Origin of the sequence: Paenibacillus thailandensis (assembly GCF_042685365.1) — a bacterium.
In the GTDB taxonomy this organism is placed as follows: Bacteria; Bacillota; Bacilli; order Paenibacillales; family Paenibacillaceae; genus Paenibacillus_AP; species Paenibacillus_AP thailandensis.
Window position 1 is genome coordinate 108,863 of the sequence record NZ_JBHUMY010000001.1, and the last position, 17,320, is coordinate 126,182.

Genomic DNA, 17,320 nt, shown 5'->3' on the forward strand with positions numbered 1-17,320 from the left:
GCAATCGCCTCGTTATTCTTTCGTTTCGCCGGCGGCCGCGGCTGGCTGCTTCGTCGCCGGGGCCGGCTTCAGCACCGTGCGGATATGAAGCTGCTCCAGCTGGGAAGCTTCGACCGGAGACGGAGCGTCCGTCATCGGATCGGTTGCGTTCGCCGTTTTCGGGAAGGCGATCGTCTCGCGCAGGTTCGTGCGTCCGGCCAGCAGCATGACGAGACGGTCGAAGCCAAACGCGATGCCGCCGTGCGGCGGAGTGCCGTATTCGAAGGCGTCAAGCAGGAAGCCGAACTTCTCTTGCGCTTGCTCCATCGTAAAGCCAAGCGCCGCAAACATTTTCTCCTGTACTTCGCGCTTGAAAATACGCATCGAACCGCCGCCTACTTCATATCCGTTCAGCACAAGGTCGTAAGCTTGCGCGCGGATTTGACCCGGGTCGGTATCGAACAGGTGCAGGTCTTCGTCCTTCGGACGGGTGAACGGGTGATGCTCGGCGACGTAACGGCCGGCTTCCTCGTCCCAGCCCAGCAACGGGAAGTCCACAACCCATGCGAATTTATATTGCGATTCGTCGATCAGCCCAAGCTCGCGGCCTACTTTCAGGCGCAGGTTGCCCAGCACGTCGGCGACGACTTTTTTCTTGTCGGCCGAGAACGTCAGCAGGTCGCCGTCTTCGACGTTCAGACGTTCGGTCAGCGCCGCGATTTCTTCCGGCTTCAGGAATTTGACGATCGGCCCTTTCCATTCGCCGTCCTTCACCGTAATCCATGCGAGGCCTTTGCCGCCGTAACGCGCCGCGAACGGCTGCAGGTCGTCAAGCTCCTTGCGGCTCCACGTTGCGCAGCCTTTTGCGTTCAGCGCCTTGACGACGCCGCCGCCGGCCGCTACGCTTGCGAACACCTTCACGTCGCTTGTCGACACGATGTCGGTAATGTCTTCGATTTCAAGCCCGAAGCGGAGATCCGGCTTGTCGGAGCCGTACTTGTTGATCGCATCGGCATAGGTGATGCGCTGGAACGGCGTCGGAATGTCCACGCCGATCGTTTCGCGGAACAAACGGGCTACAAGCTGCTCCATCATGTCAAGCAACTGGTCTTGGGACAGGAACGACGTTTCGATGTCGACCTGCGTAAATTCCGGCTGGCGGTCGGCGCGAAGGTCTTCGTCGCGGAAGCAGCGGGCGATTTGGTAATAGCGCTCAAGTCCGCCCACCATTAGCAGCTGCTTGAAAATTTGCGGCGATTGCGGCAGCGCATAAAATTCGCCTTCATGTACGCGGCTTGGCACCAGATAATCGCGTGCGCCTTCCGGCGTACTTTTCGTCAAAATCGGAGTTTCCACGTCGATAAAGCCTTCGCCGTCAAGGAAGTCGCGGAATATTTTGGCGGCTTTCGAACGGAGCAGCAGCGTCCGCTGCATTTCCGGACGGCGCAAGTCGAGGTAACGGTACTTCAGGCGGATATTCTCGTCAACCTCTACGCCGTCTTCGATCGGGAACGGAGGCGTTTTGGCCGGGTTCATAATTTCGATCTCTTGGACGCGAACTTCGATTTCGCCGGTCTCCAGGTTCGGGTTAAACGTTTCCGGATCGCGCTCGACGACCGTGCCGCGTACCGCAAGCACATATTCGTTGCGGGCGCGGTCGCCGATCGCTTGAGCGTCGCCCGAGAAATCCGGGTTGAACACGATTTGCACGATACCCGTCCGGTCGCGAAGGTCGACGAACAATACCCCGCCCAAGTCGCGGCGGCGTTGTACCCATCCGTTCAACGTTACGGTCTTCCCTACGTCCGCTTTGGTCAGCTGGCCGCATGCATGTGTTTTCAGCATCATCGTTTTTCATTCTCCTTTTTTTAGATGAATCATGTATTCATTTCATTCCGAAAGGGATTCCCTTGAAGCTTCAACATCTGGCTCTAAGTTTCTTTTCATGGAGTTGGCCTTCGGATACTAGAAACTTAAAGCCCAAACTCGCTCTCAATGGAATTCCCTTTCTCCATTCCATTTGACTTAGTCAAGGAGGTTAATTCGTTCAACCTATTTAGTTCCTGCAATCTCTTGAGCGAGACGATCCAGGGCCACGACTTTCTGCTCGCCGCTTGCCATGTCCTTAAGCGCGATTTCGCCGCGGGACAGCTCGTCGTCGCCGAGAATGGCGGTGAAGCGCGCCGCGTACCGGTCGGCCGACTTCATCTGCGCTTTCATCTTGCGCCCTTGATAGTCGCGCTCCGCGCGGATGCCGGCCTTGCGAAGCTCATACGCAAGCTGGGTAATGCGCCGCTCGGCCGCTTCGCCAAGCGCCACGAGATAGACGTCGACCCGATGCGGATCGGGAAGCTCGCGCTCTTGGTGTTCCAGCAGCATGATCGTGCGCTCAAGGCCAAGTCCAAGCCCGACGCCCGGCTGATCCGGTCCGCCGATCTCCGCCACAAGGCCGTTATAGCGTCCGCCCCCGCCGATCGTGTCGATCGCGCCGATGCCTTCGGCCTTAAACTCAAACGCGGTATGCGTGTAGTAATCCAGGCCCCGCACAAGCTTCGGGTTCACCTCGAACGGAATGGCCATATCGGACAAATAGGTCTTCACCTTGTCGAAGTGATTGCGGCATTCTTCGTCCAGACTGTCGAGAATGGACGGAGCTCCTTCAAAGTGCTCCTGATCCACCTTGCAGTCCAGCACGCGCAGCGGATTGCGCTCGATGCGGGATTGGCAGTCCTTGCAGAGCAGATGCCGCTTAGGCTCAAGAAAAGCAAGCAGTTTCTCGCGGAAGTTCGCCCGGACGGAAGGCGTGCCGACCGAGTTGATCTCCACCCGGACGCCTTGAAGGCCTACCTCGGTGTAGAAGGAGTACCCCAGCGCAATAACTTCGGCGTCCAGCGCCGGATCGGCCGAACCAAGCGCTTCTACGCCGAACTGGTGAAACTGGCGGTAACGGCCGGCTTGCTGGCGCTCATAGCGGAACATCGGCCCGATGTAATAAAGCTTTGCGATATCGGGCTCGCCGTACAGCTTGTTCTCCACGTACGAGCGAACGACGCCCGCCGTCCCTTCCGGACGCAGCGTAATGCTGCGATTGCCTCTGTCCGTAAAGGTGTACATTTCTTTCTCGACAATGTCCGTCGTTTCGCCGACGCCGCGCCGGAACAGATCCGTCGACTCGAACATCGGCGTCCGGATTTCCCGGAAGTTGAACCGGCGGCAAATATCGCGAGCGGTTTGCTCGACGAATTGCCATCTCTCCACCGACCCAGGCAAAATATCCTGCGTTCCCGGCGATTTTTGAAAAGACATCGATATCCCTCCCGACTCCGTATCAATTGTTGATTTTCGTCGTTCATCCACGCGAAGATCCCTAGAACGTAAAAAAGCTCCCGTCTCCTACAGCGTCATGCTGCAAGGGACGAGAGCGTTATCTCCCGCGGTGCCACCCACATTCCGGGTCTCCTTAATTGAGAAGGAACACCCGCTTCTTAAACGGTTAACGCCCGTTACACGCAATCCGATTACTGAAGCGCAAGGCTTAAAGCCTTTCCCGTTCACCGGTTGTCCTCCGGAAGGTCTGTTCGTTCAATCACCATAAGGACGCTTGCAGCCTAAGGCGCCCCTCTCTGGGTACGTGCATTGAATTACTTTGTTCCATCATAGGATCAGGTACGTTGATGAAGCTATACTGAATTTACATTATACATAAGCCTGCCCGCCAAGTCAAGCGGTGATCGTTGACCGGGGTCGTTCGATATGTTGACATGCACTCTTGGAGCTTCGAACAAAGAAAAAAGCCTACAACATCAATTGTAGGCGTTCCAATAAAAAAATTATATTCAAAAAAGGGGGTCGAAATGTATTATAGACCAAGCATGTTAAAGAACCGTTATCGAAAGATTACAAAGACGTTACAAAACAGAAAACGCAACCATGAGCGGAAGACCTTGTCATTCTTTACAGGCGGTCAAGTATGCCGGCGCGCGGCCGGCTTCCTTGCCCCCGGCTCGTCCGCCGCTTCCGTTCCCGCTTCAAAGCCGGCCATGATTTGCGCTTCCCGAAAGTCCGCATGGTACAGCTTGCGCGATTCGCGCTGCAAGCTTTGTTCCTTCCGCGATTGATGCATAACGTACAGTCTCCTTCGTGATGTCCGAATTGTCGTAAGCTAGACCATAGTATGACCAACCGCCTTAAAACTTAAAGCTTGCTGTCGATAATTAACGTAACCGGTCCACAGTTGACGAGGGACACGTCCATCATAGCGCCGAAACGCCCGGTGCGGACATCCAGTCCCTGAGCGCGAAGCGCTTCGTTGAACCGCTCGTAAAGCGGCTCCGCCAGATCCGGTCTGGCCGCCGCCATAAAGTTGGGGCGTCTGCCTTTACGGCAGTCCCCGTATAGCGTAAATTGCGAGATCGACAAGATTTGTCCCCCGACTTCCAGGACGGACAAGTTCATTTTGCCGCTCTCGTCTTCAAAAATACGCAGACCCGCCACTTTCTCCGCCATCCATTTGACGTCGGCTTCCGTATCCTCATGCGTAATGCCGACAAGCAGCACCAAGCCGCTATCGATGGCGCCAACCGTCTCGCCTTCGACCGTTACGGCGGCCTGCTTGCTTCGTTGAACGACGACTTTCACCTTATACCTCCGTTGCTTCCTATTCAGCTTTAGCTGTTCATAATGCGCTGTACGGAATAAATGTCTTTGACGCGTTTGATCTTCTCTACGACGGAAGACAAGTGTTCGACGTTGCGGATCAGAATGGTCATGTTGATGAGCACCATTTTGTCTTTGACCGAACGCCCCGTGACGGCGCTAATATTCGTCTTGCTCTCCGAAACCGCCTGCAGCACTTCGTTCAGCAAGCCGTTCCGGTCTTGGCCGGTAATCTCGATATCGACGCTGTAATTGTTCGATTCGATCGTCTGATCCCAAGCCACCTCAATGACGCGATCCGCTTCTTCCCCTTCGGTGCCGAACGGAATATTCGGACAATCCAGGCGGTGAACGGATACGCCGCGGCCGCGCGTAATGTAACCGATAATGGCGTCGCCGGGCACCGGATTGCAGCAGCGGGCGAACCGGACGAGCAAGTTGTCCACTCCCTTAACGGTTATGCCGTTTGTCGGTCGGTTCTTGCGGTCGCCGGGCGACTTGCTATCCTTCGCGTCCGCCATATCGATAACGTTCGACTTCTCCGCTTCCTTCCGCAGCTTCTCCGTCAGCCGCGTGCACACCTGGGCCGCCGTCAGCCCGCCGAAGCCGATGGCCGACATCATGTCTTCGATATCGTTAAACGTAAACTTCGTCGCAACTTCCTGAAGCTTATCGTCCGCCATCCAGACCGACGGCTCCAGCCCGAGCCGCTTGAGCTCCCGCTCGATCGCTTCGCGGCCTTTCGCGACGTTCTCCTCCCGCTTCTCCTTCTTGAACCATTGCCTGATCTTGCTGCGGGCATGGGAGGATTGCGCGATTTTGATCCAATCCTGGCTAGGGCCGTACGAATGCTTGGACGTCAAAATTTCGACAATGTCGCCGGTCTTCAGCTTATGGTCCAGCGGCACGATGCGCCCGTTCACTTTCGCGCCGATCGTCCGGTTGCCGACCTCCGTATGGATGCGATAAGCGAAATCAAGAGGCACGGAGCCGGAAGGCAGCTCGATCACTTCTCCGCTTGGTGTAAAAACGAATACAAGGTCGGAGAAGAAATCCATCTTCAGCGACTCCATGAATTCGGCCGCGTTTTGCGTATCGTTCTGCAGCTCCATAAGCTCGCGAACCCAGGACAAGCGGTCTTCGAATTGCCCGCCCGGCGCCGGAGCGCCTTCTTTGTAAGCCCAGTGGGCGGCGATGCCGTATTCCGACGTGCGGTGCATTTCCCAGGTGCGGATTTGCACCTCGGTAGGCTCGCCGTTCGGGCCGATAACGGTCGTATGCAAAGATTGGTACATATTCGCCTTCGGCATGGCGATATAATCTTTGAACCGGCCGGGCATCGGCTTCCATAACGTATGGATAATGCCTAACGTCGCATAGCAATCTTTAATGTTGTCGACGATGATTCGAATGGCGAGCAGATCGTAAATTTCGTTGAACTGCTTGTTTTTGGCGTGCATTTTTTTGTAGACGCTGTAAATATGCTTGGGACGGCCGGAAATATCGCCTTCGATGCCCATCTCGCCGAGCTTCTCCTTAATGCGCACGATAACGTCGGCGATATGCTGCTCGCGTTCGGCCCGCTTCTTCTTCATCAGATTGGCGATCCGGTAATATTGCTGCGGGTTCAAATAACGGAGGGCGATGTCTTCCATTTCCCATTTGATGGCCGAAATCCCGAGCCGATGCGCGATCGGGCAAAAAATTTCAAGCGTCTCGTAAGCGATGCGCCGCTGCGCCTCTTCGGACTGGAATTTCAGCGTACGCATATTGTGCAGCCGGTCGGCCAGCTTAATCAGAATAACGCGAATGTCCTGCGTCATGGCCAGAAACATTTTGCGGTAATTTTCGTTTTGCTGCTCTTCCTTGGATCGGAACTGGATCTTCTCCAGCTTGGTCAATCCGTCGACAAGCATGGCGCACGTTTCGCCAAACTTCTCCCTTACCGTCTCGAGATCCACCGTCGTATCTTCTACGACGTCATGCAGCAGCGCCGCTATAATCGACAAGACGTCCATCTGCATGTTGACCAAAATTTCGGCTACCGCGACTGGATGCAGAATATAAGGCTCACCTGACTTGCGCACTTGTCCGTGATGGGCTTGCTCAGCAAAATCATAGGCTTCCCTGATGCGTATTAAGTCTTGTTCCTTCATATAGGCAGACGCCTTTTCAATCAACTGCTCTATGCCCATGCTTGCGTCCCTTTCTTTCACTCGGCATATTCTATTCCGGTTCGACTAATTTCTAGTTTTCCTAATATTATGCCTGTTCGTACGCCTTTGCGTCAACTGCCGCGGTGCGGTGCCCAAAGCCGAACAGCTCTTCCCGCCGATCGTTCACGATCTAAGGACGGGCCGCGCCTTGCGCCGGAATCGTGACGACGACTGTCGTTCCGATGCCGGACCTGCTATGGATCAACACGCCGTAAGGCTTGCCGTAATACAGCTGAATCCGCTCGTGGACGTTGCGGATGCCGTAACCCCGCTTTTCCTGAGCCTGCTCCTGGAACAAGCTTTGCAGGGCATGCCGGGGCATGCCGATGCCGTCGTCGATAATCCGGAATACGACCCGTCCTTCCTCCAGCTGTCCTTCGATTCGCAGATGAATCCGGTCGCCCCGCCAAGCATGCTCCAGCACGTTCTCCACGAACGGCTGCAGGATCAGCTTGATCGTCGTCAGATTAACGATAGACGGATCGATCCGGAATTCCGCCTGCACGCGGTCGCCGTATTTGATCAGTTGAATATTAAGATAAGCTTGCACCTGCTCCACTTCGCTTGCGATCGTTATAATCGTTTGCCCGTTATTGAGCGACAACCGGTAAAACTTGGCCAGGTTCATAATCATCTGATGCTGCTTGTCCACTTCGCCGAACTTGGCGAGCCGGCTGATCGAAGAGAGCGTGTTATATAAAAAATGCGGATTGATTTGCGCTTGCAGCGACTCCAGCTCCGCTTCCTTTTTTTTCAGATTGGTAACATAAACCTCTTTAATGAGGCTTTCCGTCTGTTCGCCCAGCTGGTTGATCGCTTGCGCGATGATGGCGAACTCGTCGTTGCCCCGGTATCGGAAACGTTTGTGGTAGTCTCCCCGCCGGAACGATTCGAGCACAAACAGCAGCTTCGAAATGCGCCGGGAGAAAAAGCGGCCGACGAACCAGGCGATGAATGAAATAATAAGAAAACTAAGCGAGCCGATCATCCAGGTCATGCGGGTTACCTTCGCCGTGTTTTGCTCAAGAAGTTGATTGGGGACAATCGCAATCAGCCGCCATCCGAGCCACGGCAGCGTCTGTTCGATAACGAGCGGATCGCCTTGCCGCTTCGCTTCGGCAACGTCCTTGCCGTCCGTCCAGCCGCCGGACGAATGGTAAATGTCGCCCGCTTCGTTGGCAATATAAAGAGAAGTTCCGCTTCCGATTTTGCCGCTGTTTACGCTTTCGAACAAATCGGACAAGTAGACGGTGAACCGCATCATCCCAATCTCCTGCAAGTTCAAAGGCGAGCTCGTATCCACCATCCTGCGGAGAAGCGAGATGCGTCCGTACCGGACGTCGTCGCCGATTTGCCGCCAGACGATCGTATTGCCGTAGCTTTCCTCCGGGAACTCCTCGTACCAAGGCTCGCGGACGATGCGTTTCAAATGCAGCATGTCAAAAAAACTCCCGTTCGTCCGCAGCCTGTCGCCGGACATATCGTAATAAATTTCCGGGAGCGTTTCGTTTTTTAAATAGACGCTTAGCCACACTTTCCGGTTTGTCGATTCGATTGTCTTGCGGAAGGCCGGGATCAAATATTTGGTCGTCGCCTCGTAGCTGACCCAGCCTTCTTCGTAATGCATCAAGTGCTTCGCGATCGTCTCGTCGTAATAAAGCGAGTCCGATAATCGGATCGTATCTTCAAGCTTATAAACGATATTGTCTTTGATCTGCTGCAGCGTGCCTTGAATGGACGAGGTTGCTTGCGATCGGATGGAGTCGATCATAATCCGGTTGGCGAGATAACCGAACAAGCTGATCGGAACGAGCGTAACCAGAAGATAAGAAACCATCAGCTTCACGCCAAGCGGCAGGAACGTCCGGTCGTATTCCGTCCCTGCGCGGGACCGCTTCGGCATGCCGATCATCGTCTGCGGTATTGCGCGGGAGTCATCCCGAACGTCTCTTTAAATTGCCGGCTGAAATAAGGCAAATAACGGTATCCGACCTGTTCCGCCACCTCGTAAATTTTGACCGCGGGATTCTGCAGCAGCTGCCCCGCCTTCTCCATCCTGGCCGCCGTCACGAATTCGCTGAAGTTGGTCCCGGTTTCTTCCTTGAACATAACGCCTAAATAGTTAGGGGAAAACGAAAAACGGTCCGCGATTTCCTTGAGCGTCAAGTTGCGATGCAAATTGTCGCGTATATAAGCGATCATCAGGTTCATCAGCTTCCCGTTTTTGAAAGGCTTGGCTGCGGCCGAATAGCCGGGCGGACCGGCGCATGCGGAGTTCGCTTCGTCTGCGGCTCGCCCTTCTTGCTTCGTCCTATCGGCCGCCGGTCCGGCTTTACGCCGCTGTTCAAGCCAACTTCTCGTCTGTTCGTCCTGAATGAGCGATGCGAGCCGGCGGTAATTTTCGTACGTCTCCCGTTCCCGCCGTTTCTCGTCAAGCTCCGTTGTGATGCGGCGCAAAACTTCGGCGAGCTCGGCGTCGTCCATCGGCTTTAGAACATAGCTGTAAGCCTTCAAGGCGAGAGCTTCCTTCACGTAATGAAAGTCTTGATAGCCGCTTACAAAAACAATGCGAATGTCTGCGGCAAGCTCCAATGCCTTGCGGGCCAGCTCAAGCCCGGACATGCTGGGCATATGCACGTCCGTCACGAGAATATCGACGTCCTGCCGGTTCAGCACGTCGCATGCGTCATAGCCGTTATGAACGGCGGCAACGACTTCAAGGCCAAGCTCCGACCAGGGAATGAACCGGCGCATGCCTTCAAGATCCAGCATCTCGTCGTCTGCGATCAACACTTTGTACACGTGATCAACTCCCGGCGTCAGGCTTAAAATTGGCATAGCCGCCCCCGGGCAGGGACGGCACCAATTGTTTCCTCTATTATAATGGATTGCAAAAGCAAGCGGCACATTATTGTCCGTTTAAGCTTGCCAAATTTTCCTGCCATTTCTTCGTCTTATATTCCAGCAGCTTGCTGTAGCCGACGGCTTGGGCATCCTTCTCCGCTTGATCCAGCACTTGAAGCACTTCCTCGTCGCTTTTCGCATAAAGCGCCTTCGCCCTGGCTTCGTCGAATATTTCTTCGAGGGCTTGTTGAATAATGCCTTCCTCCGAGTCCGGCGGCGGCGATAGATTAATAAACTCCGTCGCGTTCTTTTGCGTTTTCCACGTAATGGAGGACTGCCATAACGTTTCGAAGTTGCGCTGCTCTTCGGGAAGCGTGCTTTCGAATTTCGCTTTCGCCTGATCGATGTAAACCGTGTTGCCTACCCATTGCAGGTTGACGGTCGCGTCCATCATTTTGTTCCGGCCTTCCGGATCGGTTACGTATTTCTCCGTAAACTTCGGCGCTCCGGATTCGTCCGTACCGTCCCAATAGATGCCTTCCGGCCCCCAGAACAAATATCGCGTGCCTTCCGGTCCGGTCAACCAGTCGAGGAAAGCGAATATTTTCTCCGGATCTTTCGCGGATTTCGTAATGACGGCGACGTTCCAGCCCAGCTGCGTATACGTTCCGGCCCATGTCTTGTTCTTGTCTTGACCCGGTTTATGAACCGGCCAAATCATCATGTAGCCGGATTCCGGATCTTTCTTCTTCAGCTCGATGTCCCCGACGGCACCGTATTCGGTCGGGCTTGCTCCGGCAAATACGGCGACGCGTCCCGTATAAGCCTTCTCCTTCACTTGATCCTTCGTTTGCGTAAGCGCGTCCTGCGACATCAGCTTCTCGCGGAACAGCCTGCTGTTGAATTGCATCGATTCGCGGAATACCGGGTCCAGGAAGATGGAGGTAAGCTTGTCGCCTTGCGGCACCGCTCGCTGAGCGACGTAAGCCGGGGAGTAGTCTTCGCCGAAAGCCCCGTACAGAACGTCAAGCCCCTGGCCGTCCACCGCAAGATCCGGATCGAACGGAATGACGTCCGGGAACTTTTCTTTGACCGCTTTCAAATAATTGTAGAAATCGTCCGTCGTCTCGATAACGGGAGAACCCAGCTCCTTGTAATATTTTTTGTTGACGAGATAACCGGCGTTGCCGTTCGGCTGGGAGGTGTACCAGTTCGGAAACTGATAAATTTTGCCGTCGCTGGAGCGCAGCATATTGATGCTCGATTCGCCGACCCATTGCTTGTAATTCGGATATTTATCCAAATAATCGTCGAACGGGACAAGCATCCCTGCGGCGCGCAGCTTCTCGACGTCGGCGCCGCGGTCCAGCCAAATGACGTCCGGCAATTTGCCGCTCGCAATCATCGTGTTCAGCTTCTGGGCCGCGTTGCCGCCCGAGTTGATGGCCGTAATGTTGACCTTCTTGTTCTCTTTGATCCATTTTGAAGCTTCGTCCGCGCCCCACTCCGGCATCGTATACCAATCGTAATGGCCGTAGAACGAAAACTCGATCGGTTCGCTGCCAAGCACAAAGCTGTCGCCGGCCGCTTCCGTCGGCGCCGCGGACGCCGCCGCGCTTGGGCTGGCGCTTGGCGCTTCCGACGGCTGATTGGATGTACCTCCGCCGTTGCTGCCCGAACATCCCGTCAACAGGACGGTAACGGCTAATACAGCTGCACTGACGACCCCAAGCGTGTTTCTCCTTCGCTTCATGTTTACTCCCTCTCTTCCATTGGAATTAAAAAATCTAAGAAAAGATTGGTAATTTCTATTTAAAGCGCGAGGCTTTAAACGCTACTCTTTCAAGGAGCCGACCAGCACCCCTTTGACGAAATACTTCTGGACGAATGGATAAACCACGATAATCGGGATCGTCGCCACCATCATAGTCGCCATGGACAACGATTTGCTCGTGATGCTTTTCATTTGCGACAGCCTCCCCTGCGAGGCGGAATCGAGCTGCGACAGCTGCTCGCTCATAATGTTGGAGTTCAAAATTTGCTGAAGCTTCGTTTGAATCGGAACCAGCGCATCGTTCGTAATGTAAATGCTTGGATAAAACCAGTCGTTCCAATGATAGACGGCCGTAAACAAAGCCAGCGTGGCGATGACGGGGCCGGATAGCGGCAGCACGATGCGGAACAGCGTTCCCCAATTGCCGCATCCGTCGATTTTGGCCGATTCCTCGAGACCGGCGGGCAGCCCTTGAAAAAAGGTGCGGAAGACGATCATATTCCATACGCTGATCAGTCCCGGGACGATGAACACCCAGAACGAATCCATCAGATGAAGGCTGCGGATGAGCAGAAAGGTCGGAATGAGGCCCCCGCTGAAATACATCGTGATGATGCACGCGACCATATAGAACTTGCGTCCGACCAGCTCACGTTTCGTCATGCCGTATGCGAATATAGCCGTGCATAGGATGGAGGCGGCCGTGCCGATCAAGGTGCGCAGCACCGAGACGTAAAACGCGTTTAAGATTCGTTTGTCCTGGAATACGATCTCGTAGTTCTCCAGCGTAAACGCGCGGGGCCATACCGTTACCCCGCCCATCGCGGTATCGATTCCCTGGTTGAAGGATATGACCGCCGCATTCCAGAACGGATAAAAGGTGACGAGACCGACAAACGTCAAGGCGATGTATACAACTACGGTCAAAACGCGGTCGCTGGCGCTAAGCTTCATCACATGCGATACCTCCCCGGCATTTCGCGATTACCATAAGCTGTTCCCCGATCGGCGAGCCAATGCGTTCGCTATCGCCAGCAGACCTACGCTGATTGCCGCTTTGAACAGGCCAACGGCCGTCGCATAAGAAAAGCGCTGATTATTGATGCCGATCCGGTAAACATAGGTGTCGATGACGTCCGACACGTCGCGCAGAATCGGGTTTCTGGCGAGCAATAAAATATCCTCGAAGCCGGCGCTGAGCAAATTTCCGATCGCAAGGATGAAAAAGATCACGACCACCGGCATAATCGTCGGGAGCGTTATGACGAATATTTGCCGGAGCCGGCTGGCCCCGTCTATGGAAGCGGCTTCATACATCGCTTGGTCGACGCCCGCGATGGCCGCCAAATAAACGATGGAGCCGAACCCGATTTCTTTCCAGACGCCTGTCGTCACCAGAATGGACCAGAAATATTCCGGGACACTCAAAAACCCGATTGGCTCTTCGATAAGCCGCAGCTTCTGAAGCAAAATGTTCAAGCTTCCGTTATCGACGGATAAAATCGATATGGCGAAGCCCGAAACGATGACCCAAGACAGGAAATGCGGCAAATAGCTGACCGTTTGGACGATGCGCTTAAACGCCATGCGGCGCACTTCGTTCAGCATAAGCGCCAGTATAATAGGCGCCGGAAAGCCAACGCCAAGCTTCAGCAGGCTAATAACGACCGTATTGCGCATCACGTTCCAGAACTCCGGGGCGTTAAAAAACGCTTCGAAATGCTTGAACCCCACCCAAGGGCTGTTCCAAAAGCCGTTAAAAATGTTGTAATCCTGAAAAGCCATCAATACGCCGTACATCGGAATATAGCTGAATACGAAAATAAGCAGCATGGGCGGTATAACCATCAGTTGAATGTCCCATTGCTTAAACAGCCTCAACAAGGGCTTTGCTTTGGATCTTGCCGCCGTCGAATCCGTGCCGGTTGCCGATTGCGCCATCCATGTCCCCCTCCCTTATCTGCTATTTTAAGAGGTTGTAAATCGTCTGCCTATTTGCCAAATCAACGAAATTTGATACTTTTCAAAGCATTAATCATAACGGAACTTACGAGCTAACCCTGCGTTGTCCTAACGGACAAAGCTTTCTTTCCCGCCGTTTTTCCGTTGCCTTTATACAAAAAAGCCCTCATCCGATGCGCTGCGTCGGATAAAGGCTCTAAAAACAACAAAGATCTGACTATTCGTACTTCAATAGCGTCACGACGTCGACGTCCTGCAATTTCTCGCGGCCCGTCAAATAGCCGAGCTCAATGAGGAAAGCCGCGCCGCAAACGACGCCGCCCAGCTGGCGGACAAGCTTGATGGACGTGGCGATGGTGCCGCCCGTCGCCAGCAAATCGTCCGCGATCAGAACGCGTTGTCCCGGTTTGATCGCATCGACATGCATCGTCAGGCTGTCGTTGCCGTATTCCAGATCGTAGCTGGCTTCGATCGTTTCGTACGGCAGCTTGCCTTTTTTGCGGATCGGCACGAACCCAACGCCAAGCTCAACGGCCAGCGGAGCGCCGACGACAAAGCCGCGGGCTTCCGGCCCCGCGATGACGTCGATATTCAAATGCTCGACCGCTTGCTTTAACGTTTGAATTGCCGCTTTATAAGCGGCCCCGTCGTTAAGCAACGGCGTAATGTCCTTGAACCGGATGCCCGGCTGCGGGTAATCGGGAATGACCCTTATATAATCTTTAAAGTTAAACGTTTCGCTCATTGACTTTTTCAATCCTTTCTATAATTGAGAAAAAAACTTCAGCCGAAGTCGTTCCATAACGGATGACCCTATCGAAATGGAAATTCGATAGCTTCGACATGTTATTGCGGTCACGAATGACGCCGGTTACAGCGCTTGGTTAAGATCGGCGCTCGCCGCAAGGCTTGCCTGCTCCGACTGCAGCTTTGCCTCCCGGTATTTCCGGGAGGTGCCCAGTTCCCGTTTGGCCGGCGCATCGACTACGATGAGGTCGCGCGAATCGGCGTCGACCCGGATAAACTCAAGCTCCATAAACACGGCGAGCATGAAGCCGACCGTATCCGCCGGCCAGCCAAGAAGCTTGCCAAGCCGCTCCGCCGTCCCTTCGGCAGGCATTCGGCGTAATTTCCGAAGCTGCTTGTAAAGCTCGGCAAATTGCTCTCTTTCCGGGAAGGCGACGGTTGCGGCGCTGCTTTTCATATCATGAATTTGCAGCTGAGGCTTGCGTACGCCGTTCCATTCGTTGACGGACAGCTCGCCGATCAGATCGAGGGCCGATTGCCCCGACAACGCTGCGGCGGTTTCCCCGAATCCGAAGCCGATCGCGTCAAGGGAACCCGATCTGCCGCGCAGCGCCAGCTTCAAATGCTTTGCTTCCTTGCCGATTGCGCGCCAATCGGCAAGCTTCGCCCCTTTGATCAGAACCTTGGGCGAAGGATTGCCGACTCCAAACGGCTCGAGCAGACTTAATTGCTCGATCGTCTGCAAGGAAGCCTCCTCCAGCCCGCATATAAGGTCGACGCCGGTTGTCGGAATCCAGTCCTCGTCCGTCAGCCAGCTTAAAGCCAGCTCGCCCAATCGTCTCTCCAGTTCCGGCAGCCGGTCCCGGTGCAAGCTCATGCCCGCGGCCGCTTGGTGACCGCCGTAATGGTCAAGGAGCGACTCGCATTCCGTCAGGGCCGCATGAAGATCAAAGCCGTCGATGGATCTTGCCGAGCCTTTGGCCATACCCGTTGCCGGATCGATGCCGAAGATGACGGTCGGCCGGTAATGGCGTTCAAGCAGCTTGGAAGCGACGATGCCGATGACGCCGACATTCCAGTCTTCGCCGGCCAAGACGATAACGGGCGGAGCGGCTTCCCCGCGTTGCTCGGCCTCGGCGCATTTCGAGGCCCACTGCCGCTCCGCGTCCTTGACGATCGCCTCGACCGTACGTTGACGCTCTTTGTTAAGCAAATCCAGCGCCGAAGCGCTTAAGATCGCTTCGTCGTACGACGCGGAAGTGAGCAGCTCGACGGCACGGCCCGCATGGTCAAGCCGTCCGGCCGCATTGATGCGCGGCGCAATGCCGAAGGCGACGGCCGTCGACGTCATATCCGCGAGAGGAGTACCGCACACTTCCGCAAGCGCCCGGAAACCCGGCTTATCCGCCTGCTTCATCCGCTTCAGCCCTTCCCTAACGAGAATCCGGTTCTCGTCCTCAAGCGGCATCAGATCGGCAATCGTGCCAAGAGTTGCGATATCGGCCCATTCCAGCGGCGGCTCGCCGAGCATTGCGTGCGCCAGCTTAAACGCGACTCCCGCGCCGGCCAATCCTTTAAACGGATACGGACAATCGTGCCGCTTCGGATTGACGACCGGACATCCTTCCGGAATCCGTTCCGGCGGCTCGTGATGGTCGGTCACGACAACCTTCATTCCCAGCTCCATCGCATATGCGGCTTCTTCATGCGCGCTGATGCCCGTATCCACCGTGACGATGAGGCTTACGCCTTCCTGCGACGCCAGCTCCAACGCTTTGCGGTTCAAACCGTAACCTTCCAGAGCCCGATGAGGTATGTAATAATCATAATGATACCCAAGCTTGCGGAACAGCATAATGAGCAGCGACGTGCTGGAAACGCCGTCCGCATCGTAATCGCCGTATATTCTTATTTTTTCTCCCTTATCGCCTGCTTCGCGGATCGCTTCGACCGCTTCCTTCATCCCCTTCAGCAGAAACGGATCGTGCATCTCGTCGATGCCCCCGTAAAGAAAACGGTTGGCTGCGCCGATATCGCCGCAGCCTCTTCTAACAAGCAACTTCGCGACCAAAGGGGGCAAGCCGAGCTGCCGAACAAGGCTTTGGGCCTGCTCCTCCTCCGATTCGTTCCAAGGAGTCATAGTCCAGCGCATTTTTGCCTTGATCACGCTGCAGTCAACCCCTCTCCCATGGCAAACCAATTATTGAATTAACGTAGGCATATGCTCCTGATTCGGATCATGATTCGATTTGTACGGATAGCCGGGATCGTACGGCTCCACATAAACCGATACGGCCGTAATGTGGGCGAAACGCTTCATGACGAGCAGCTTGACCCTTTTCCCGATCTCTTGTCCTTCCAGCACCGAAATGCGGGGATTGACGCTGATGACGATATCCGCCGCGACATAGTGTCCCTGCTCCCTTGCTTCAACCGACTCTACCGTAATGACGCCTTCGATCCGCTGAATGAATTGCGTAATGTTCTCTTTGTCTTTCGTCAACACCGCGCCGTTCGTGTCTTTGCGGACCAGCTCGGCAATCGGCTTGTATCCGCTATGGATAATCGTGACGGCAATAACGATTGCGGCTGCCGGATCGAAATAATAAAGCAAAGGGAGCGATGCATATTCGCCGATCATGGCCCCGCCGATTCCTACGGCCGCCGCGATCGAGGAATAATAGGCCGACCGGCCGCTTCTCTCGCGGAACAGAAGCTCCTTGATCAGCACGCCCGCGATGACCGCGGCCAGTGCATACCAGGAAGGAGCCTCGTCGACTCCGGCGGATAAATCCCGAAGCGCCGAAATGCCGATGTCCAGTCCGATCGTAAGCAACACGACGGACAAAACGACGTTCACGACAGCTTCCTCCAGCCGTTTATAGGATGCTCCTCTCCGATGCTCATGTTTCCCGTCCGCGTATTGCCCGGCGCGGCCTCCTGCGATTTTCGCAACGGCAAGAGACGCTTCCGCGGCCGAGTGGAACGCATCGGCAAGGAGCGCTTTGCTTCCGAACAGCCAGCCGGCTGCGCCCTTCAGAAGCGCTAACGAGCCGTTGCTCCATAAAGCGTTCCAATTCAAGTTTTCCGCTCTTTCATCTCGCTTCGTAAACATGAGTGCCTCCCGTTTGCGGATGCAGCT

General features: G+C 55.0%; 13 protein-coding genes. All 13 read right to left on the reverse strand.

Features of this window, described 5'->3' with window-relative positions:
* Window positions 1-12: 12 nt before the first annotated feature.
* Window positions 13-1,827, reverse strand: a complete 1,815-nt coding sequence (aspS, locus tag ACFSW5_RS00450) for an aspartate--tRNA ligase (RefSeq protein ID WP_379268544.1) — start codon at window positions 1,825-1,827, stop codon at window positions 13-15.
* A gap of 204 nt (window positions 1,828-2,031) precedes the next feature.
* Complete coding sequence (gene hisS, locus ACFSW5_RS00455) at window positions 2,032-3,285, reverse strand: histidine--tRNA ligase (RefSeq protein ID WP_379268546.1); 1,254 nt, start codon at window positions 3,283-3,285, stop codon at window positions 2,032-2,034.
* A gap of 658 nt (window positions 3,286-3,943) precedes the next feature.
* A complete protein-coding gene (locus ACFSW5_RS00460) occupies window positions 3,944-4,102 on the reverse strand; it encodes a hypothetical protein (protein ID WP_379268548.1) in 159 nt (52 codons plus the stop codon).
* A gap of 71 nt (window positions 4,103-4,173) precedes the next feature.
* Complete coding sequence (gene dtd / locus ACFSW5_RS00465) at window positions 4,174-4,617, reverse strand: D-aminoacyl-tRNA deacylase (RefSeq protein WP_379268550.1); 444 nt, start codon at window positions 4,615-4,617, stop codon at window positions 4,174-4,176.
* 29 nt (window positions 4,618-4,646) lie between these two features.
* Entirely contained in the window at window positions 4,647-6,830 is a 2,184-nt protein-coding gene (locus ACFSW5_RS00470) for a RelA/SpoT family protein (protein WP_379268556.1), read from the reverse strand.
* Between the two features lie 151 nt (window positions 6,831-6,981).
* The gene (locus tag ACFSW5_RS00475) at window positions 6,982-8,754 is read right to left on the reverse strand and encodes a cache domain-containing sensor histidine kinase (RefSeq protein WP_379268558.1); all 1,773 of its coding nucleotides are present in this window, start codon (window positions 8,752-8,754) and stop codon (window positions 6,982-6,984) included.
* A 5-nt stretch (window positions 8,755-8,759) separates the two neighbouring features.
* Window positions 8,760-9,653, reverse strand: coding sequence for a response regulator transcription factor (locus ACFSW5_RS00480; protein ID WP_379268561.1), 894 nt, complete (start codon window positions 9,651-9,653; stop codon window positions 8,760-8,762).
* A 106-nt stretch (window positions 9,654-9,759) separates the two neighbouring features.
* Entirely contained in the window at window positions 9,760-11,448 is a 1,689-nt protein-coding gene (locus ACFSW5_RS00485; RefSeq protein WP_379268563.1) for an extracellular solute-binding protein, read from the reverse strand.
* Window positions 11,449-11,529: 81 nt separating this feature from the next.
* Window positions 11,530-12,423: a carbohydrate ABC transporter permease gene (locus ACFSW5_RS00490; protein ID WP_379269794.1), complete on the reverse strand. Its 894-nt coding sequence runs from the start codon at window positions 12,421-12,423 to the stop codon at window positions 11,530-11,532.
* Window positions 12,424-12,453: 30 nt separating this feature from the next.
* Window positions 12,454-13,410 (reverse strand): ABC transporter permease, encoded by a 957-nt coding sequence (locus ACFSW5_RS00495; RefSeq protein WP_379268566.1) that lies wholly within the window; start codon window positions 13,408-13,410, stop codon window positions 12,454-12,456.
* 238 nt (window positions 13,411-13,648) lie between these two features.
* Window positions 13,649-14,176 carry an adenine phosphoribosyltransferase gene (locus ACFSW5_RS00500; protein ID WP_379268568.1) on the reverse strand — a complete coding sequence of 176 codons (528 nt, stop codon included), beginning with the start codon at window positions 14,174-14,176 and terminating at the stop codon, window positions 13,649-13,651.
* 126 nt (window positions 14,177-14,302) lie between these two features.
* Window positions 14,303-16,345, reverse strand: coding sequence for a single-stranded-DNA-specific exonuclease RecJ (gene recJ / locus ACFSW5_RS00505; protein ID WP_379268570.1), 2,043 nt, complete (start codon window positions 16,343-16,345; stop codon window positions 14,303-14,305).
* A gap of 33 nt (window positions 16,346-16,378) precedes the next feature.
* A partial coding sequence (locus ACFSW5_RS00510) for a cation diffusion facilitator family transporter (protein WP_379268573.1) occupies window positions 16,379-17,320 on the reverse strand: 942 nt, incomplete at its 5' end.